The 18,001-nt window shown below is 58.0% G+C and carries 16 protein-coding genes; 6 read left to right on the plus strand and 10 right to left on the minus strand.

Annotated elements, in window-relative coordinates:
* Positions 1-27: 27 nt before the first annotated feature.
* The 3 genes from ACSPHG_RS03005 to ubiU all read right to left on the minus strand — a co-directional run bounded on the left by ACSPHG_RS03005 (position 28) and on the right by ubiU (position 3,030).
* A complete protein-coding gene (locus tag ACSPHG_RS03005; protein ID WP_435952038.1) occupies positions 28-1,038 on the minus strand; it encodes a luciferase-like monooxygenase in 1,011 nt (336 codons plus the stop codon).
* A gap of 103 nt (positions 1,039-1,141) precedes the next feature.
* Positions 1,142-2,026: a U32 family peptidase gene (locus ACSPHG_RS03010; RefSeq protein WP_435952039.1), complete on the minus strand. Its 885-nt coding sequence runs from the start codon at positions 2,024-2,026 to the stop codon at positions 1,142-1,144.
* An 8-nt stretch (positions 2,027-2,034) separates the two neighbouring features.
* Positions 2,035-3,030: a ubiquinone anaerobic biosynthesis protein UbiU gene (gene ubiU, locus ACSPHG_RS03015; protein WP_435952041.1), complete on the minus strand. Its 996-nt coding sequence runs from the start codon at positions 3,028-3,030 to the stop codon at positions 2,035-2,037.
* Between the two features lie 244 nt (positions 3,031-3,274).
* Here ubiU and ubiT point away from each other — a divergent pair, with 244 nt between their 5' ends.
* On the plus strand, positions 3,275-3,799 hold the full coding sequence (gene ubiT, locus ACSPHG_RS03020) for a ubiquinone anaerobic biosynthesis accessory factor UbiT (RefSeq protein WP_435952042.1): 525 nt from the start codon (positions 3,275-3,277) through the stop codon (positions 3,797-3,799).
* Complete coding sequence (locus ACSPHG_RS03025) at positions 3,793-4,299, plus strand: GNAT family N-acetyltransferase (RefSeq protein WP_435952043.1); 507 nt, start codon at positions 3,793-3,795, stop codon at positions 4,297-4,299. Before ubiT ends, ACSPHG_RS03025 begins: the two co-directional genes overlap by 7 nt.
* Positions 4,300-4,301: 2 nt before the next feature.
* On the opposite strand, the gene ACSPHG_RS03030 is transcribed toward ACSPHG_RS03025, so the two are convergent.
* Positions 4,302-4,589: a GIY-YIG nuclease family protein gene (locus ACSPHG_RS03030; RefSeq protein WP_435952044.1), complete on the minus strand. Its 288-nt coding sequence runs from the start codon at positions 4,587-4,589 to the stop codon at positions 4,302-4,304.
* A 53-nt stretch (positions 4,590-4,642) separates the two neighbouring features.
* Here ACSPHG_RS03030 and ACSPHG_RS03035 point away from each other — a divergent pair, with 53 nt between their 5' ends.
* Positions 4,643-5,101 carry a YhbP family protein gene (locus ACSPHG_RS03035; RefSeq protein ID WP_435952045.1) on the plus strand — a complete coding sequence of 153 codons (459 nt, stop codon included), beginning with the start codon at positions 4,643-4,645 and terminating at the stop codon, positions 5,099-5,101.
* Here ACSPHG_RS03035 and ACSPHG_RS03040 read toward each other — a convergent pair.
* Entirely contained in the window at positions 5,067-5,585 is a 519-nt protein-coding gene (locus ACSPHG_RS03040) for a type 1 glutamine amidotransferase domain-containing protein (RefSeq protein ID WP_435952046.1), read from the minus strand. The two genes, ACSPHG_RS03035 and ACSPHG_RS03040, sit on opposite strands and share 35 nt — an antisense overlap.
* A 102-nt stretch (positions 5,586-5,687) precedes the next feature.
* On the opposite strand from ACSPHG_RS03040, the gene ACSPHG_RS03045 reads away from it, so the two are divergent.
* Both ACSPHG_RS03045 and ACSPHG_RS03050 read left to right on the plus strand, forming a co-directional pair.
* The gene (locus ACSPHG_RS03045; RefSeq protein ID WP_435952047.1) at positions 5,688-6,338 is read left to right on the plus strand and encodes an NAD(P)H-binding protein; all 651 of its coding nucleotides are present in this window, start codon (positions 5,688-5,690) and stop codon (positions 6,336-6,338) included.
* A gap of 88 nt (positions 6,339-6,426) precedes the next feature.
* Positions 6,427-7,470 (plus strand): permease, encoded by a 1,044-nt coding sequence (locus ACSPHG_RS03050; RefSeq protein ID WP_435952048.1) that lies wholly within the window; start codon positions 6,427-6,429, stop codon positions 7,468-7,470.
* 103 nt (positions 7,471-7,573) lie between these two features.
* On the opposite strand, the gene nrdG is transcribed toward ACSPHG_RS03050, so the two are convergent.
* The 5 genes from nrdG to treR form a co-directional block, all read right to left on the minus strand.
* Complete coding sequence (gene nrdG / locus ACSPHG_RS03055) at positions 7,574-8,038, minus strand: anaerobic ribonucleoside-triphosphate reductase-activating protein (RefSeq protein ID WP_435952049.1); 465 nt, start codon at positions 8,036-8,038, stop codon at positions 7,574-7,576.
* Between the two features lie 107 nt (positions 8,039-8,145).
* Entirely contained in the window at positions 8,146-10,299 is a 2,154-nt protein-coding gene (nrdD, locus tag ACSPHG_RS03060; RefSeq protein ID WP_435952050.1) for an anaerobic ribonucleoside-triphosphate reductase, read from the minus strand.
* Between the two features lie 370 nt (positions 10,300-10,669).
* Positions 10,670-12,328: an alpha,alpha-phosphotrehalase gene (treC, locus tag ACSPHG_RS03065; protein ID WP_435952051.1), complete on the minus strand. Its 1,659-nt coding sequence runs from the start codon at positions 12,326-12,328 to the stop codon at positions 10,670-10,672.
* A 45-nt stretch (positions 12,329-12,373) separates the two neighbouring features.
* Positions 12,374-13,792 (minus strand): PTS trehalose transporter subunit IIBC, encoded by a 1,419-nt coding sequence (gene treB, locus ACSPHG_RS03070; RefSeq protein WP_435952052.1) that lies wholly within the window; start codon positions 13,790-13,792, stop codon positions 12,374-12,376.
* A 119-nt stretch (positions 13,793-13,911) separates the two neighbouring features.
* A complete protein-coding gene (treR, locus tag ACSPHG_RS03075; RefSeq protein ID WP_435952053.1) occupies positions 13,912-14,859 on the minus strand; it encodes a trehalose operon repressor TreR in 948 nt (315 codons plus the stop codon).
* Between the two features lie 391 nt (positions 14,860-15,250).
* On the opposite strand from treR, the gene mgtA reads away from it, so the two are divergent.
* Positions 15,251-17,968: a magnesium-translocating P-type ATPase gene (mgtA, locus tag ACSPHG_RS03080; RefSeq protein WP_435952055.1), complete on the plus strand. Its 2,718-nt coding sequence runs from the start codon at positions 15,251-15,253 to the stop codon at positions 17,966-17,968.
* Positions 17,969-18,001: the final 33 nt, after the last annotated feature.

The raw sequence follows: 18,001 nt of genomic DNA on the forward strand, positions 1-18,001 counted from the left end.
TTCGCCCCCTTTTCGGGGGCGAAAATATTAACCCGCCAGGCTCTCGTGGACCTCCATCGCCAGGTCGAAAGAATGCAGCCGCGCCTGGTCGTCAAAAATCTGTCCATTAACCATGATTTCATCCGCCTGCGTTTCGCGCAGCAGTGAAATCAGCCCGTGACGCACCTTCGCTTTATCTCCCACCAAAGACATGCTCAGCGCCTGCTGCACGCCGTATTTTTCGGCCGGGCTCCAGAAGTTATCCATACTTTCAATCGGCGGCGGCAGCTGGCCCGCTTCCCCACGGCGCAGCTTAACGAACGCCTGCTGTGCGGAGGTAAACAGGAATTCCGCATCGCGATTGCTGTCAGCGGCGATGATATTAATGCACACCATGGCGTAAGGTTTTTCCAGACGCGCGGAAGGTTTGAACTGGGAACGATAAAGCTGCAACGCCTGGAAAAGCATATCCGGCGCGAAGTGCGAGGCGAAGGCAAACGGCAGGCCCATCTGTGCCGCCAGCTGTGCGCTGTAAAGGCTGGAACCCAGCAGCCAGACCGGCACCTTGCTGTTGTAGCCCGGCACCGGGCGCACGGCAGGGTTTGGGTCGGTGGCATCAAACCACGACACCAGCTCGTTCACATCACGCGGAAAGTTGTCGATATCGCCGCTCATGTGGCGGCGCAGCGCCATCATGGTGCGCTGGTCGCTGCCCGGCGCGCGGCCCAGGCCCAGATCGATACGCCCAGGATAAAGCGCGTCCAGCGTGCCGAACTGCTCGGCGATCACCAGCGTGGAATGGTTCGGCAGCATCACGCCGCCGGAGCCAAGGCGCAGCGTTTTGGTATTGGCCGCCAGATAGCCAATCAGCACCGATGTCGCCGCGCTGGCGATGCCGGTCATATTATGGTGTTCCGCCAGCCAGTAGCGGTGATAGCCGCGCTTTTCGGCCAGGCGGGCGAGATCGAGCGAACGGTGAAACGCGTCTGCAGCCTGTGAACCCTGTGGGATCGGGGACAGGTCCAGCAGCGAGAAAGGCACTTGGGTAATGTCAGACATAACGGCTCACTTTGTTAGACGAAGTGGGTAACTTCGTTTGCTGATAGTTAGCCTCAGTATTGCGCAAAACCATCAACAATTAAGTAACAAAGTGAGCTTTTTATCAGGCGTGGTTAATCAGCTCCAGGCCCGCGACGCGACGCCAGTAGCCGTTGCAGTCGCTTTGCGAAGTGAGCTGTAGAGGCGCTGAACCCTGTTCATTTGCCCGGAACGTTTCCAGCACGCGCAGGGTTTCCATGCCCATCGGCGACAGGCGTACCATGTCCACCAGCCCCTGCATCGACGTCAGCTCGTTGCCGAGGTTATAGACGTAGCCGCTCATCGTCTGGATGCCGTTAAGCACGAAAACCTGCTGATTTTCCTGCGAAAGCATATTGCGCCCGGTTGGATACTTGATGCAGCAGGTTTCACATTCGTCTTTTGGACGGTCTTCAGAACGCGCGGTAAAGCAGCGGGCAGAATAGGCCAGCGGCAGGTGGCCGTAGCTCAGCACCTCCACTTCAAACTTATTGCGGATGCCCAGCTCGTCGCACTGGTTTAACAGGTTCGCCAGCCAGTCGCGGGAAAGCTCAACCGGCATGCACCAGCGTATCATCCCTTGCTTAAGCAGCAGACGCAGCGTGACGGCGTTATAGCAGTTGAGCGCGTGTCCCGCAACAAACGGCAGCCTGCGCTCAGCCGCCATGTTTACCGCGCCAATGTCGTTCGCTTCGATGAGAAAATCGCCGTTCTCAACGTAGCGCTTAAGCTCGTTAAGCTCGGAAGGGGCCTGCACCAGCGCAAGCGTTGAAAGCACGACCTGTTTGCCCTGGCCCGCCAGCGTTTTCGCCATCTCCAGCCAGTCGCTAACTTTGGTCGCCCGGCGTTTGCTGCACACCGCCTCGCCGAGATAAATCACGTCGGCGCTGCTTTTCGCCGCCGCTTCGTAGAAGCTTTCCAGCGTCTCTTTTGGCCAGTAGTACAGCACCGGCCCTAATGAATATTTCATCTGATTTCCTACTGCCATTTGCGGTGGTATGCGCCGAGGGTCGTTTGCGTGCCTTCTGCCATCGCGCCGAGGGCGTCCATCCAGGCGGGTTGAGCGAGGTAGTTTTCCGGGTCGGCCATGCAGCGGTCGATGGCCTGACGCCAGACTTTCGCCACCTGGCTGACGTACGCCGGGCTACGCTGGCGGCCTTCAATTTTCACCGACGCGATGTTTGCGGCATACAGCTCCGGCAGCAGCTCAAGGGTGTTCAAACTGGTCGGTTCTTCCAACGCGTGATACTTCTGGTCATCGACCAGATAGCGGCCCTTGCACAGCGTCGGATAGCCCGCGTTTTCACCATCCTGATACCTGTCGATCAGCACGTCGTTAAGGCGCGATTCCAGCCCCTGCGGCGTTTGCTGCCAGCGTACAAAACGCGCCGGGGAGCAGGCACCCACGGTATTTGGCGACTCGCCCGTCAGGTAGGAAGAGAGATAGCAGCGCCCTTCGGCCATAATGCACAGGCTGCCGAAGGCGAAGACTTCCAGCGGAACCGGCGTCACGCGGGCAAGCTGTTTGACCTGATGAATAGACAGGACGCGCGGCAGCACGACGCGGGCCACGTCAAAGTTGCGGTGATAAAAGCGGACGGCCTCTTCGTTAGTTGCCGACGCCTGGACTGAGACATGGCGCTCAATATGCGGATAACGCTCTGCGGCATACTCAAGCATGGCGAGGTCCGCAAGAATCAGGGCGTCTGCGCCAAGCTGGGCTGCCATGTCTACGGCGCGTTGCCAGCGCACGTAGCCATCCGGGTGCGCGAAGGTGTTAATAGCGATATGCAGCTTACGGCCACGCTGGTGCACGTAGCTCACCGCTTCCTGCAGTTTCTTTTCCGTGAAATTCAGGCCAGCAAAATGGCGCGCGTTGGTGTCATCTTTCAGACCGATATAGACCGCGTCGGCACCATTATCGATGGCCGCTTTCAGCGCCGGTAAGTTTCCGGCAGGGCAAAGCAACTCCATAATTTATCCTGAATCATCGGGGACCGTGACCGCTGTCCCGTGCAGCCGGGTAAAGCCGGCAAATTGTTAACGAGCTGGGATTTTAATTAACCTGCCAGCGACAAATTTTGATTTGAGCCAGCTAATGGCGTATTGATCGCATCTATATGGCGAAGGTGAAACCTTCGTAATTGTTGATTTGCCCCGCTATCGCGTTTGCCGGGTATGGCAAAATAACGGAAATTTTTCTCAAGGAGTAAAGCTCGTGTTGGATAAACTGCGTTCTCGCCTGGTACAGATTGGCCCATCTTTGTTGCGGACCCCAGTCAAACTGACGCCCTTTGCTCTGAAGCGCCAGGTGCTGCAACAGGTTCTGGGCTGGCAGTTCCGCCAGGCGCTTGAAGACGGCGAACTTGAATTCCTGGAAGACCGCTGGCTGAGTATTGAAGTGCGCGATCTGGGCCTCAAATGGTTTACATCGGTGCAGGATAATAAGCTGGTGGTGTGCGAAGATGCTCCGGCGGACGTCAGCTTCAGTGCCGAGGCCAATGACCTGCTGATGATTGCCGCGCGCAAACAGGACCCGGACACGCTATTCTTCCAGCGTCGCCTCGTCATTGAAGGCGATACTGAACTCGGTTTGTACGTAAAAAACCTGATGGATGCCATTGAGCTGGACGCGATGCCTAAACCTTTACGCGTTGGGCTGATGCAGCTGGCTAATTTCGTCGAAGCAGGTATGCAGCACAAACCTGCACCAGAAAGTAACTCGGTAGGTGAGCCATGTTAATTCGTGTAGAAATCCCCATTGATGCCCCCGGTATCGATGCCCTGCTGCGCCGCGCCTTTAACGGCAACGGTGAGGCGGATCTGGTAAAAGATTTGCGAGAAGACGGCCTGTTAACGCTGGGCGTGGTAGCGACGGACGATGAAGGCCAGGTTGTTGGCTATGTTGCCTTTAGCCCGGTTGCGGTCGAAGGTGAAGAGCTACAGTGGGTAGGGCTTGCTCCGCTGGCGGTAGACGAAGCGTACCGCGGCCAGGGCATTGCGAAACAGCTGGTTTACGAAGGGTTAGACTCGCTCAACGAGTTCGGCTATGCCGCCGTGGTCACCCTTGGCGATCCTGAACTCTATCGCCGTTTTGGCTTTGTACCAGGCGCCCAGCACGGCCTGCGCTGCGCGTGGCCGGACACCGAAGCCGCTTTCCAAATTCATCCCCTCGCGGACGATGCGCTAAACGGCGTCACCGGCCTTGTGGAATACCACGATCATTTTAACCGCCAATTTTGATCTCAGGTCTTTTGAAGATCTGCCAGCAGGTCTTCAAAAGGCATACCGCCGCTTACCAACCGTTCTTTTTGCGCTTTCGTCAGCCGTTTAATGCGGTATTCAACGCGTAGTGCGGCCGAACGATCGCCCACCTGATGGCTAAAGGCCAGCGTTAACTCGCCCTTGCCGCGCAGCGCTTTTGCCCCTTTTCCAGCCTGATGCTGGCCAAAGCGGCGTGCTACATCCGTCGTGATGCCGGTGTATAAACGGTTATCGAGGGTGCGGATTAAATAGAGATACCAGGGTGACATAGGGCAGGCGCATAATTGAAATTATTTGCAGAATATCACCGTTCAGGTTGCCCATGGAAACACTTGATGCCATCAGCCGCTGGCTGAACAAACAGCACGTATTAACCTACTGCGTTGGCGGTAACGAAGATTTATGGTGCTCTAACGCCTTTTATTACTACGACGCTAAGCGCGTAGCCTTCTATCTGCTTACCGAGGCGCATTCCCGCCACGGGCAGTTAATCGGCACAGGATCGTTTGCGGCAGGGACGGTGAACGGCCAGCCCAAAACCGTCGCGCTGATACGCGGCGTTCAGTTTCGTGGCACAATCCGGATGCTGGAAGACAGCGAGGCGCAAAACGTTCGCCAGCTTTACTGCAAACGCTTTCCGGTCGCGAGAGTGATGTCGGCACCCGCCTGGGAAATTCAGCTCGACGAGCTAAAAATGACCGACAACACCCTCGGCTTTGGCAAAAAACTACACTGGCTGCGGGAGCCTAGCGCCCCAGCAGACGAAGCGCCTCACGGTTAAACGCCGGAAGATCGTCCGGGGTGCGGCTGGTAACCAGCTGGTCTTTATCGACCACCACTTCTTTATCGTAGAAGTCAGCGCCCGCGTTCTTCACGTCAATCACGATAGGCTTCACGGCGGTTAGCTTGCGCCCGCGAATCACATCTGCGCTGATTAACAGCTGCGGGCCGTGGCAAATGGCGAATACGGGCTTGCCGCTGTTAACGAATTCACGCGTGAAATCCACGAAGCGATCGTCGCCGCGCAGGCTGTCCGGTGAGTGCCCGCCGGGCAGAAGCAGGGCATCGAATTCGTCTGGGCTGACGTCATCAATGGCTTTATCAATGGTGACTTTTGCCTCGCCCTGCTTGCCGGTCACGGTTTTCCCGGCCTGCTTCTCGATGGTAATCACCTCATGGCCCGCTTTACGGTACGCCTCCGCCGGTGATGTAAATTCAGAATCCTCAAATTCGTCGGTGATCAGGACCGCAATCTTCTTGCTCATGGTGCCTCCGTTTTTTATGGTTCCAGTTATTAAGCCTGGTCCACGAGGCTGACATTGCAAGCGAAAGGACTAGACTTAGAATCATCTGATAAGGAGCAATTTATGAGCCGGGTACTGATAACAGGGGCGACGGGCCTCGTTGGCGGGCACTTACTCCGCATGCTGAACGACGAGCCGCGCGTGACCAACATCGTGGCGGCAACGCGTCGTCCGCTGCCCGCCATGCGCAAAATGTTCAATCCTCATGACCCGCAGCTCAGCGATGCTCTCGCCCAGATCACCGAGCCGGTCGATATCGTATTCTGCTGCCTTGGCACGACGATGCGCGAGGCGGGCAGCAAAGAAGCCTTCGTGCTGGCGGACTACACGCTGGTGGTGGACACGGCCATCACGGGCCAGCGGCTGGGCGCCAAACATATGCTTGTGGTCAGCGCTATCGGGGCCAACAGCAAATCGCCGTTCTTCTACAATCGCGTCAAAGGGGAAATGGAAGAGGCGCTGATAGAGCAGAACTGGCCTCGGTTGACCATCGCGCGCCCGTCGATGCTGCTTGGGCACCGCGAATCGCAGCGTTTTAACGAATCGCTGTTTGCGCCCCTGTTTAAAATTATGCCGGGGAAATGGAAGTCTATCGAAGCCCGCGACGTGGCCCGAGCCATGCTGCATGAAGCATTTTCTCCCAGCCCTAACGACGTGGCGATCCTGGATTCCCGCGAGCTAAGGGAAATCGCCGCACAAACGGCGGTTTACTAGCCCCAACTTTCCAATAGCCCGGCGAGAAGCGTAGTATTGGCGGCCATCAATCTGTCCATCACGCTTATTACTCGCAGGGTAACTCTTCATGCATACACAAACTTCGCGCCGGGCGGGCCAAACCCCGTTCGCCTGGTGGAAACCCGTTCTCTTTTTTGCGGTGGTGATTGTCGGGCTGTGGATCGTTAAATGGCAGCCGTATTACGGCAAAGCGTTTACCGCCGCCGAAACGCACAGCATCGGCAAATCCATTATTGCTCAACAGGAAGTGAACCCGTTCCAGGCTGCCTGGGATTACGCGCTGGTCTATTTCATGGCCGTCTGGAAAGCGGCGGTGCTGGGGGTGATCCTGGGATCGCTGATTCAGGTACTCATCCCGCGTGACTGGCTGATGCGCACGCTGGGTCAGCCGCGCCTAAGCGGCACGCTGTTCGGCACGCTTTTTTCACTGCCGGGCATGATGTGCACCTGCTGCGCGGCGCCGGTTGCCGCAGGTATGCGTCGTCAGTCCGTTTCGATGGGCGGCGCGCTGGCGTTCTGGCTGGGCAATCCGCTGCTTAATCCCGCCACGCTGGTGTTTATGGGCTTCGTGCTGGGCTGGCATTTTGCGCTGATTCGACTGGTCGCAGGTATCGTTACGGTGCTGGGCGTGGCTACGCTTGTGCAGCGCTGGGTCAAAGACCAGCCGCAGGCCGTGGATATCCCGCAGCCCGCCGCAGAGCCGCAGATTCAGGGCAGCTTCCTGCAACGCTGGCTGAAGGCGCTGTGGAGCCTTTTCTGGAGCACCATCCCGGTTTACATCATCGCGGTTCTGGCGCTGGGCGCGGCCCGCGTCTGGCTGTTCCCGCATGCGGACGGCGCGGTTGATAACACGCTGTTCTGGGTGATAGCGATGGCGATTGCCGGCTGCCTGTTTGTGATCCCAACCGCAGCCGAGATTCCGATTATTCAGACCATGATGCTGGCGGGAATGGGCACGGCGCCCGCGCTGGCGCTGCTCATCACGCTGCCAGCCGTCAGCCTTCCTTCGCTTATCATGCTGCATAAGGCGTTCCCGGCTAAAGCGTTGTGGCTTACCGGCGGGCTGGTGATGCTAAGCGGAGTTATTGTGGGTAGCCTGGCGCTGCTATAAAAACGATCCGATTTGAAGGGCGGATAAACGAAGTGTCATCCGCCGCAAGATTTAACGCCGGGCGGTGGATGGCGCTCGCGCTTGTCCACCCTGTTAAGAGGTTTTAACGCAGGTGATGTACGACCTGGTTGCTGCTGCCGCGCCAGATAAGCGCCGGGTCTTTTAAATCCTGCACAAACTTGCCGTCCACCAGCACGTTAATCAGATCGATCACCTCGCGCTGGGCCGGGGTGAGTTCCTCCAGCCTGTAACCCGTCCACATCCAGATATCTTTGCCCGGGCACTCGGCCCGCACGCGCCGTACCAGCTTCAGCACGTCCGGCACGTTTTGCGGATGCAGAGGATCGCCGCCGGAAAGCGACAGCCCCTGACGGCGAATCCGCGTATCGTTCAGATCGGCAATGATCCGGTCTTCCATTTCCTGCGTGAATGCCACGCCTGAATTAACCCGCCAGGTGCTTTTGTTATAGCAGCCCGGGCATTCGTGCACGCAGCCGGAAACGAACAGCGTGCAGCGGGTACCCGGCCCGTTAACGATGTCGACCGGGTAATACTGATGGATATTCATTTTCGCTTCTCACCTGCCATCATAGCTGCGTTAGCTGCTCTCAATCACCCTGGGCACTGACTTTAGTCAGCTCCCAGGGATTCTTCGTTTGCCGCCTCGCTCTGACGTCAATTGCTTTGCGAAAGGCCAATCTGCCCGTTACCTAAATGCTTCACGCGGCGTTTCACCTCTTCCTGCTTGCCGGCGTTAAACGGACGCGCATCCGGGCTGCCGAGGTAGCCGCAAACGCGGCGAGTCACCGAAACGCGCGCGGCGTCATGGTTGCCGCATTTCGGGCAGGTGAAGCCTTTGCTGGTGCATTCGAACTCGCCGGTAAAGCCGCATTCATAGCATTCGTCGATTGGCGTGTTGGTGCCGTAATACGGCACGTGCTGGTAGCTGTAGTCCCAAACGTCCTCCAGCGCCCGCAGGTTGTGCTGAATGTTTGGATACTCGCCGTAGCAGATGAACCCGCCGTTGGCGATCGGTGGATAAGGCGCTTCAAAGTCGATCTTGTCGTACGGATTGACCTTCTTCTCGACGTCGAGGTGGAAGCTGTTGGTGTAATAGCCTTTGTCGGTAACGCCCGGCACCACGCCAAATTCGGCGGTATCGAGGCGGCAGAAGCGGTCGCACAGGTTTTCGCTAGGCGTGCTGTACAGGCTGAAGCCGTAGCCGGTTTCTTCTTTCCAGCTGTCCGTGGCTTCACGCAGGCGGTTAACAATCGCCACGGCCTTCTCGCGCAGCGCTTCGCTGTCGTAAACGTGCTGGTTGCCGAACAGCGCGTTGACCGTTTCGTGAATACCGATGTAGCCCAGGGAAATCGACGCGCGGCCGTTTTTGAAAATCTCGGACACGTCGTCGTCCGCATTCAGGCGCACGCCGCAGGCACCTTCCATATAAAGAATTGGCGCGACGCGAGCTTTCACCCCTTCAAGGCGTGCGATACGGGTCATCAGCGCTTTACGGGCCAGCTCCAGACGGCTGTCGAGCAGCTTCCAGAAGCTCGCCTCGTCGCCTTTCGCTTCCAGCGCGATGCGCGGCAGGTTGAGGCTGATAACGCCGAGGTTGTTGCGGCCGTCGTGAACCTGCTCGCCGTTTTCGTTTTCCCACACGCCGAGGAAGCTGCGGCAGCCCATCGGCGTTTTGAACGAGCCGGTGACCTTCACAACCTGGTCGTAGTTCAGGATATCCGGGTACATGCGCTTGCTGGCGCATTCCAGCGCGAGCTGTTTGATGTCGTAGTTAGCGTCGCCAAACTTGTGGTTCAGGCCGTCTTTAATGGCGAAAACCAGTTTCGGGAAGACGGCGGTTTTGCGGTTTTTGCCGAGGCCCGCGATGCGATTACGCAGAATCGACGTCTGAATCAGGCGCGATTCCCAACTGGTGCCAAGCCCGAAGCCAAAGGTCACGAACGGCGTCTGGCCGTTGGCGGTGTGCAGCGTGTTTACCTCATATTCCAGCGACTGGAAGGCGTCGTAGCACTCTTTCTCGGTGCGGGAATGCGCATAGCTGTCGGCGTCCGGGATCTGCCACTCTTGCGCGGTTTTGCGGTGCTTTTCGAAGCTTGCCGTCACGAACGGGGCCAGCACTTCATCGATACGGTTAATGGTGGTGCCGCCATAAATATGGCTGGCAACCTGCGCGATGATCTGCGCGGTGACGGCGGTCGCGGTAGAAATAGACTTCGGCGGTTCGATCTCCGCGTTGCCCATCTTGAAGCCGTGGGTCAGCATGCCTTTCAGATCGATAAGCATGCAGTTAAACATTGGGAAGAACGGAGAGTAATCCAGATCGTGGTAGTGAATATCGCCGCGCTCGTGCGCCAGCACCACGTCGCGCGGCAGCAGATGCTGCTTGGCGTAGTGTTTCGCCACGATGCCCGCAAGCAGGTCGCGCTGGGTTGGGATCACTTTACTATCTTTGTTGGCGTTTTCATTCAGCAGCGCAGAGTTGGTTTGCTCAACCAGACCACGGATTTCCTGGTTCAGACGACCGCGCTTTTCGCGTTCGATATCGCGGTCGTGGCGATATTCGATATAGGCGCGAGCCAGCTGTTTGTAGTTACCCGCCATCAGCTGGTTTTCAACGGCGGTTTGAATCTCACCGATATCAACCTGGCTGCGGCCCGCCATCTGGGCACTTACGACGTCTGCGACGGTGGCGCAATAGTCCGCGTCATCGACTCCCGCTGCTTTAGCTGCACGAAGAATAGCTTCTTTAATGCGCTCTGAAGTGAAAGGTACTTTGCACCCGTCTCTTTTCATCACATGCGGTGTCATGATCTCTCCATTTTAAAAAGGTTATCCACAAAGGGATGGATGATTCCGGGTCTGGTTTTACGCTTTCTGCGCCATAGACTTCCGGATTCTGGCCCGTTTTATCCACAGATAATCCCCAGAGTTATGCTGAGGACGCTGTTGCTATAATAGTCAAAAAATACAACATATGGGGCCGGGGCGCATTTTAAGGTCTATATGTAGTGCTTGCACCAAAGATGTTTGCGCTTTTATTGATTCAGAACAAAGTTTCTTAGGCGTCGCAGAGAGGATGGGGGGTGTGGGAGGGGAACTAATTCACGCGGTGAATCTTTCGGGTAAATCATCGACAAACGAGCGGGTAGGCGTAAGCGCCACCCGCTCTTTATTCAGCTTAGTTTTGCAGCCAATAAACCGCCTCAAAAGGCCGCAGGCTGATTTCGCCCGGTTTGCCCGCCGCTTCGGCGTAGTTGCTCATCAGCACCTCCCAGACGCCCTCAAACGCGTCCGGTTTCCACCACTGGTTGTGGCGGCTGAGGTTGGCTGCGACCACCAGCGTCTGGCCCTGCCATTCGCGGCGGTAGCACCACAGATACGGATGTTCCGGCAGCAGATCCTGATAGTTACCCCAGGTGAAGATGGGCTGCGCCTTGCGCAGCTGGATCAGGCGCTGATAGGCGTAAAACACCGAATCCGGGTCATCGACCGCGGCTCGCGCGTTGATGGTCTGGTAGTTATCACACAGGCCGATCCACGGCGTGCCCGTGGTAAAACCGGCGTTTTCACCGTCATCCCACTGCATCGGCGTGCGGCTGTTATCGCGGGATTTGCTGGCGAGGATCGCGAGCAGATTGTCGCTGTCGCGGCCCTGCGCGCGCAGTTCGGCGTACATGTTATGGCTTTCCACGTCGCGGTAATCGATGATGCGCGTGAAGTGCGGGTTGGTCATGCCAAGCTCTTCGCCCTGATAGATATAGGGCGTGCCCTGCATGCCGTGCAGCACCATGGCGAGCATCTTCGCCGCCGGAATCCGCAGCTCGCCTTCATCCCCAAAGCGGGACACGATGCGCGGCTGATCGTGGTTACACCAGAACAGCGCGTTCCAGGCGACGTTGTGCATGCCCTGCTGCCAGTGGCTGAAAATAGACTTCAGCGCGACAAAATCCGGCTCCGCCAGCGTCCATTTCTGCCCGCCGGGGTAGTCCACCTTCAGGTGATGAAAGTTGAACGTCATCGACAGCTCGCCGCCGTTTAGCGCGGCGTACTGCTGGCAGTTGTCGAGGGTGGTGGAGGACATTTCGCCCACCGTCATCAGCCCGCGCGGGGTAAACACATCGCGGCTGAACTCCTGCAAATATTCGTGGATGCGCGGCCCATCGGTGTAGAAACGGCGGCCATCGCCTCCTTCAATATCGTTCGGGAAATCCTGATCCTTAGAAATGAGGTTGATCACGTCCAGGCGCAGGCCGTCCACGCCGCGGTCGGCCCAGAACTCGCACACCTTTTTCAGCTCGGCGCGCACCTGCGGATTCTCCCAGTTGAGATCCGCCTGCTCGGGGGCAAACAGGTGCAGGTAATACTGGCCGCTTTCCGCATGCCAGCGCCAGGCGTTGCCGCCAAACTTCGAGCGCCAGTTGTTCGGCAGCTCGTCCGGCGTGCCGTCGCGCCAGATGTAGAACTCGCGGAAGGAGCTTTCAGGGTTCAGCGACTCATGGAACCAGGCGTGCTGCGTCGAGGTATGGTTAAACACCATGTCGAGGATAACGCGGATGCCGCGCTCGTGCGCCCCGGCGACCAGCAGGTCGAAGTCATCCAGCGTGCCGTAGTTGTGGTCGATGGCGCAGTAGTTCGCCACGTCATAGCCGTTATCCACCTGCGGGGAGACATAGAACGGCGTCAGCCAGATAGCGTCCACGCCCAGCAGCTTGAGGTAGTCGAGGCGTTTAATTACGCCAATAAGATCGCCAGTTCCGTTGCCGGTCGTATCCTGGAAACTCTTCGGGTAGATCTGGTAGATGACACCATGCTGCCACCATGGAGGAGTTGTATTCATAGCGCTTTCCTAAAGCTAAGGGGCCAATACTGGCCCCGTTAAAAACTAAACCACTAACAAAGTACCCTGGCGGAATTTGCGTTTATACACCGCGGTTGTCAGCACGATCGGTATCACTACCGCAATCAGAATGGCAACGGAGTAAACCTCCCAGTAGCGCGGCTGAATGGACAGGATGCCCGGCAAACCGCCGACGCCAATACCGTTTGCCATCACGCCGTTCAGGCCGCACAGCAGCCCTGCGATACCGGAACCGACCATCGCGCAGAGCATCGGGAAGCGGTACTTCAGGTTAATGCCGTACATCGCCGGTTCGGTCACGCCGAGGTAGGCCGAAATCGCCGCCGGGACGGAAATCTCACGTTCGTTATGCTTGCGGCTGCAAATAATGACCCCCACAACCGCCGACGCCTGAGCGATGTTAGACAGCGCAATCAGCGGCCAGACCGGCGTGCCGCCCATGCTCTGAATCATCTGCATGTCGATGGCGAGCGTCGTCTGGTGCACGCCGGTGATGACCAGCGGCGCGTACAGGAAGCCAAACAGCGCGGCGCCTACCGGTGCAAAACTGCCGGTCATCAGGTGGCGCACCGCGAAGGCTACGCCGTCGCCAATCCAGCGTCCGAACGGCCCGATAAACGCGTGGGCGAGGAACACGGCCAGGATCAGCGAACACACGGGCACTATTACAAGATAGAGGTAATCCGGCACTATGCGTTTCAGACGCGTCTCAATAAAGCCGAGTGCCAGGCCCGCCAGCAGCGCGGGAATCACCTGCGCCTGGTAGCCCACCTTCGCGATGGTGAACAGGCCGAAGTTCCACACGTCGGGGATTTTGGTCCCTAAATCGTAGGCGTTCATCAGCTGTGGCGAGACAAGCGTTACGCCGAGCACGATACCAAGGATAGGCGTCCCGCCCATTTTCCGCACGGCGGACCAGCAAATCCCTACCGGCAGATAGAAGAAGATCGCCTCGCCAATCAGCCACAGGAAGTCATAAATGCTTTGTAGCGACGGGTACATCTGCGCGAGCGTGTGGCCGTTGCTCATCGGCAGATCGCCAATCACGTTGCGGAAGCCGAGGATCAAACCACCGCTGATCAACGCGGGCAGCAGCGGGAAGAAGATCTCCGCGAAGTGCGAAATCAGCTGTTCATGCCATTTCATGTTCTGGCGCGCAGCCTGCTTGGCCTGCTCTTTATTGGCGGTGTTATGCCCGCTGGTGGCGATCAGCGCCTGATAGTAGTCGCCGACGTCCGTGCCGATAACCACCTGAAACTGCCCGGCGTTGGTAAAGCAGCCTTTGACCATCGGCAGCTCTTCAATTTCCTTCGGACGTGCGATCGCCGGGTTGTTGAGTACAAAACGCAGGCGGGTAATGCAGTGGCTGACGGTGGCGATGTTCTCGCGCCCGCCCACCAGCTCGATCAGCCTGTCGATATCCTGTTGTTTTACTTTGCTCATGGTGTGGCCCCGAATAAGGAGTAATGACCTGCCGACAAGGTTACCGATTAATCATCTGGTCGAAAATGGGAACGTTCCCGAAATCGGGCGACGATCACAATAAACCCATTTTCGGGCGTTTACTGGAGGGTGCTTGGGATAACGATCTGGCGCAGTTCGCGGGACTGGGTGACCTGCCCGATGAGCTGTAAAACCGCCTGGCGTCCGGCTTCCGCGTAGCCCGGATCGACGGTGATGATCTCTGGATGCAGGAACTTCATCAGCGGCGTATTGCCCACGCTTGCGAGCTGCAGGGCGGCGCGCTGGTGCTCCTGAAGGTATTTGCTCGCACCCAGCGCAAGCGTATCGGTGGCGCACAGCAGGGCGGTGGTTTCCGGCAGCAGTACTTCGGCGACGTGCTCATAGCCCTGCTTCATGGCGAGGCCCGGCAGCGCGACGTTAGCCGTCAGTCTGTGCTTTTTGCAGAAGGCGAGATAGGCTTCGTGGCGGCGTAAGCCGGTGGTTACGTCGCTGTGGGGAACGCCAAGGAAGCTGATGTGGCGGTGCCCCTGCTCGTAAAGCGCGGCCATCAAAATGGCGATAGCCCCTTCGTCGTCGTAGCACACGGAGGCAAAGCCTTTCGCATCGCGCGCCATCAGCACCATCGTGGACTGCCAGGGCTGGAGCATTTTTTCGGTAATGCCGGTGAAGCCAAACAGGATCACGCCGTCGATATTGCGGCGCTTGAGCATGCCGAGATGCTCTTCTACAAGCCTGGGATCGAACTGGCTTTCCATCATGATCGGATCGTAGCCCTGCTCGTACAGGCTTGGCAGCATGGTTTGCACGGCCAGGTTTTCAGACAGGGAGTCCAGACGCGTGACGATAATCGCCACCACCTTATCGCTCTGACCGCGCATCGCGCGCGCCGAGCGGGAAGGGGAGAAGCCGTGCTGCTGCATCACCGCTTCCACCTTTACACGCGTGCGATCGCTGACGCCGCTTTCATTATTCAGCACGCGCGAGACGGTGGATTTGCCCACGCCGCTCAGGCGGGCAATGTCTTTGATGGTAAGGCGATTCTGCATGGCTATGGTCATTCCCTGAAATAATTCGCGTAGGTTTTATACATTAAAGTGCTACTGCCCAACAAACGACAATGGGTAAAATCCGGTTTACGTTAGGTTTAGTTTCGCGGGTGTATTATATCCGCGCTTTAATAGCGCCGTGAGGCGTAAAGAAGCATTCCCTTTTCTTTAACCGGAGGCGACATGGAACCCGATCCCAGTCCACGCCCTGTGAAAACAGGAACCATCCGGTAAGACGCACCTCTTTCGAGCGACTGCCTTACCGGAACATGTAAGGTAGCGATTCACACTTTGTCGATCCCTGCTGAATAAAAATATGACCTGCGTGGTCGGCTTTGCCTTGCCCGCAGAACAGCCAGGTGCCGCCGCTGCGGTGCCAGGGGACACTATTATGCAGTTTAAAAACCTGACCCGGCAGTTGTTTTCACAACTCAGCCGCCATCTGCCACGTCGCCTGATCCAGCGCGACCCGATGCCGGATGGCAAAACCGTAACCCAGGCGACGGACATTCCAGCGACGCTGACCGAAGCCTGCCTGAAATACGCTTACGCCAGCGAAGAGCAGCTCTATCGCGATTTCTCCAGCCATCCTGAAGGCCTGAACGAGCGGGAAGTGGAAGACGCGCTCGAAGAGCACGGCCTGAACCAAATCCCGGCGCAGGCACCGACGCCGTGGTGGAAACACCTGTGGAGCTGCTACAGCAACCCGTTCAACCTGCTGCTGACGGCGTTGGGAATTTTCTCCTACGCCACCGAAGATGACCTGTTCGGCGCAAGCGTCATCGCGCTGATGGTGGTCATCTCTACGCTGCTGAACTTCATTCAGGAAGCGCGCTCAACCAAGGCGGCGGACGCGCTGAAAGCGATGGTCAGCAACACGGCCACGGTGATGCGCGTCATCAACGATAAGGGCGAAAGCGGCTACGTTGAAATCCCCCTCGACCAGCTGGTGCCCGGCGATATCGTCAAGCTTTCCGCGGGCGACATGATCCCGGCAGATTTGCGCGTGCTGCACGCCCGTGACCTCTTCGTCGCTCAGGCCTCGCTGACCGGCGAATCGCTGCCGGTAGAGAAAGCGGCGGTCAGCCTCCAGCCGCAGAACACCAACCCGCTTGAGTGCGACACGCTGTGCTTTATGGGCACCAACGTGGTGAGCGGAACCGCGCTGGCAATGGTTGTGGCAACCGGCGGCAACACCTGGTTTGGCCAGCTTGCAGGGCGCGTCACCCAGCAGGAAACCGAGCAAAACGCCTTCCAGAAAGGCATCAGCCGCGTGAGCTGGCTGCTGATCCGCTTCATGCTGGTAATGGTGCCGGTGGTGCTGCTGATTAACGGCTTCACCAAGGGCGACTGGTGGGAAGCGGCGCTGTTCTCGCTCTCCGTGGCGGTTGGCCTGACGCCGGAAATGCTGCCGATGATCGTCACCTCCACGCTCGCTCGCGGCGCGGTGAAGCTGTCAAAACAGAAGGTTATCGTCAAACACCTCGACGCCATCCAGAACTTCGGCGCAATGGACATCCTTTGCACCGACAAAACCGGCACCCTGACCCAGGACCGCATCATTCTGGAAACGCACACCGATATTCTCGGCAACGTCAGCGACAGTGTGCTGCACGCGGCCTGGCTGAATAGCCACTATCAAACCGGCTTGAAAAACCTGCTCGACGTGGCGGTGCTGGAAGGCGTCGATACCGATCACGTTCGCAAGGCGATTGCCCGCTGGCAGAAAGTGGATGAAATCCCGTTCGACTTCGAACGCCGCCGCATGTCGGTGGTGGTTTCCGAGGAGCCGGAGGTGCACCAGCTGATCTGTAAAGGCGCGCTGCAGGAAATCCTCAACGTCTGCACGCTCGCTCGCCACGGCAATGAAATCGTGCCGCTAAACGACGCGATGCTCAAACGTATCCGCCGCGTGACGGACGACCTGAACCGGCAGGGGCTGCGCGTGGTGGCGGTTGCCACTAAGTTCCTGCCCGCGCGGGAAGGCGACTACAGCCGCGTTGATGAATCCGATCTGATCCTCGAAGGCTATATCGCTTTCCTCGATCCGCCGAAGGAAACGACCGCGCCTGCGTTGAAAGCGCTGAAAAAAAGCGGCATCACCGTCAAAATCCTTACCGGCGACAGCGAGCTGGTGGCGGCGAAGGTGTGCCGTGAGGTCGGGCTGGACGTTGGCAAGCTGGTGGTCGGCAGCGATATCGAAAAGCTCAGCGACGAAGAGCTGGCGCAGCTTGCGCTACGCACCACGCTGTTTGCGCGCCTCACGCCGATGCATAAAGAGCGCATCGTGCGCCTGCTGCGCGGTGAGGGCCACGTGGTGGGCTTTATGGGCGACGGCATCAACGACGCGCCCGCGCTGCGTGCGGCGGACATTGGTATTTCCGTTGACGGCGCGGTGGATATCGCCCGCGAGGCGGCGGATATCATCCTGCTTGAAAAGAGCCTGATGGTGCTGGAAGAGGGCGTCATCGAAGGGCGTCGCACCTTCGCCAACATGCTCAAATACATCAAAATGACCGCCAGCTCTAACTTCGGCAACGTGTTCAGCGTGCTGGTAGCGAGCGCCTTCCTGCCGTTCCTGCCGATGCTGCCGATTCACCTGTTGATTCAGAACCTGCTCTACGATGTCTCGCAGGTAGCGATCCCGTTTGATAACGTCGACGACGAGCAAATCGCCAGGCCGCAGCGCTGGAATCCGGCGGATTTAGGGCGCTTTATGGTGTTCTTCGGGCCGATCAGTTCCATCTTCGACATCATGACGTTCTGCGTCATGTGGTGGGTATTCGATGCCAACACGCCGGAACACCAGACGCTGTTCCAGTCCGGCTGGTTTGTGGTGGGCCTGCTGTCGCAAACATTGATTGTGCATATGATTCGCACCCGTCGCGTCCCGTTCTTCCAGAGCCGCGCCGCCTGGCCGCTGATGGTCATGACGCTGGTGGTGATGGTGGTTGGCATCGCGCTGCCGTTCTCACCTTTAGCGAGCTATTTGCATCTCGAGGCGCTGCCGCTCAGCTACTTCCCGTGGCTGGTGCTGATCCTCGGCGGTTACATGACCGTCACTCAAGGCGTTAAAGGCATCTATAGCCGTCGCTACGGCTGGCAGTAATCTTAAAAATTACAAAACCCTGGCGAGATGTGA

Source organism: Dryocola baronae (assembly GCF_051297175.1).
Taxonomy (GTDB): Bacteria; Pseudomonadota; Gammaproteobacteria; order Enterobacterales; family Enterobacteriaceae; genus Dryocola.

Excerpts from the sequence above, each read along its gene's own strand:
- ACSPHG_RS03005 (WP_435952038.1), bottom strand. The coding sequence starts at position 1,038 with ATGTCTGACATTACCCAAGTGCCTTTCTCGCTGCTGGACCTGTCCCCG.
- ACSPHG_RS03010 (WP_435952039.1), bottom strand. The coding sequence starts at position 2,026 with ATGAAATATTCATTAGGGCCGGTGCTGTACTACTGGCCAAAAGAGACG.
- ubiU (WP_435952041.1), bottom strand. The coding sequence starts at position 3,030 with ATGGAGTTGCTTTGCCCTGCCGGAAACTTACCGGCGCTGAAAGCGGCC.
- ACSPHG_RS03025 (WP_435952043.1), top strand. The coding sequence starts at position 3,793 with ATGTTAATTCGTGTAGAAATCCCCATTGATGCCCCCGGTATCGATGCC.
- ACSPHG_RS03030 (WP_435952044.1), bottom strand. The coding sequence starts at position 4,589 with ATGTCACCCTGGTATCTCTATTTAATCCGCACCCTCGATAACCGTTTA.
- ACSPHG_RS03035 (WP_435952045.1), top strand. The coding sequence starts at position 4,643 with ATGGAAACACTTGATGCCATCAGCCGCTGGCTGAACAAACAGCACGTA.
- ACSPHG_RS03040 (WP_435952046.1), bottom strand. The coding sequence starts at position 5,585 with ATGAGCAAGAAGATTGCGGTCCTGATCACCGACGAATTTGAGGATTCT.
- ACSPHG_RS03045 (WP_435952047.1), top strand. The coding sequence starts at position 5,688 with ATGAGCCGGGTACTGATAACAGGGGCGACGGGCCTCGTTGGCGGGCAC.
- ACSPHG_RS03050 (WP_435952048.1), top strand. The coding sequence starts at position 6,427 with ATGCATACACAAACTTCGCGCCGGGCGGGCCAAACCCCGTTCGCCTGG.
- nrdG (WP_435952049.1), bottom strand. The coding sequence starts at position 8,038 with ATGAATATCCATCAGTATTACCCGGTCGACATCGTTAACGGGCCGGGT.
- nrdD (WP_435952050.1), bottom strand. The coding sequence starts at position 10,299 with ATGACACCGCATGTGATGAAAAGAGACGGGTGCAAAGTACCTTTCACT.
- treC (WP_435952051.1), bottom strand. The coding sequence starts at position 12,328 with ATGAATACAACTCCTCCATGGTGGCAGCATGGTGTCATCTACCAGATC.
- treB (WP_435952052.1), bottom strand. The coding sequence starts at position 13,792 with ATGAGCAAAGTAAAACAACAGGATATCGACAGGCTGATCGAGCTGGTG.
- treR (WP_435952053.1), bottom strand. The coding sequence starts at position 14,859 with ATGCAGAATCGCCTTACCATCAAAGACATTGCCCGCCTGAGCGGCGTG.
- mgtA (WP_435952055.1), top strand. The coding sequence starts at position 15,251 with ATGCAGTTTAAAAACCTGACCCGGCAGTTGTTTTCACAACTCAGCCGC.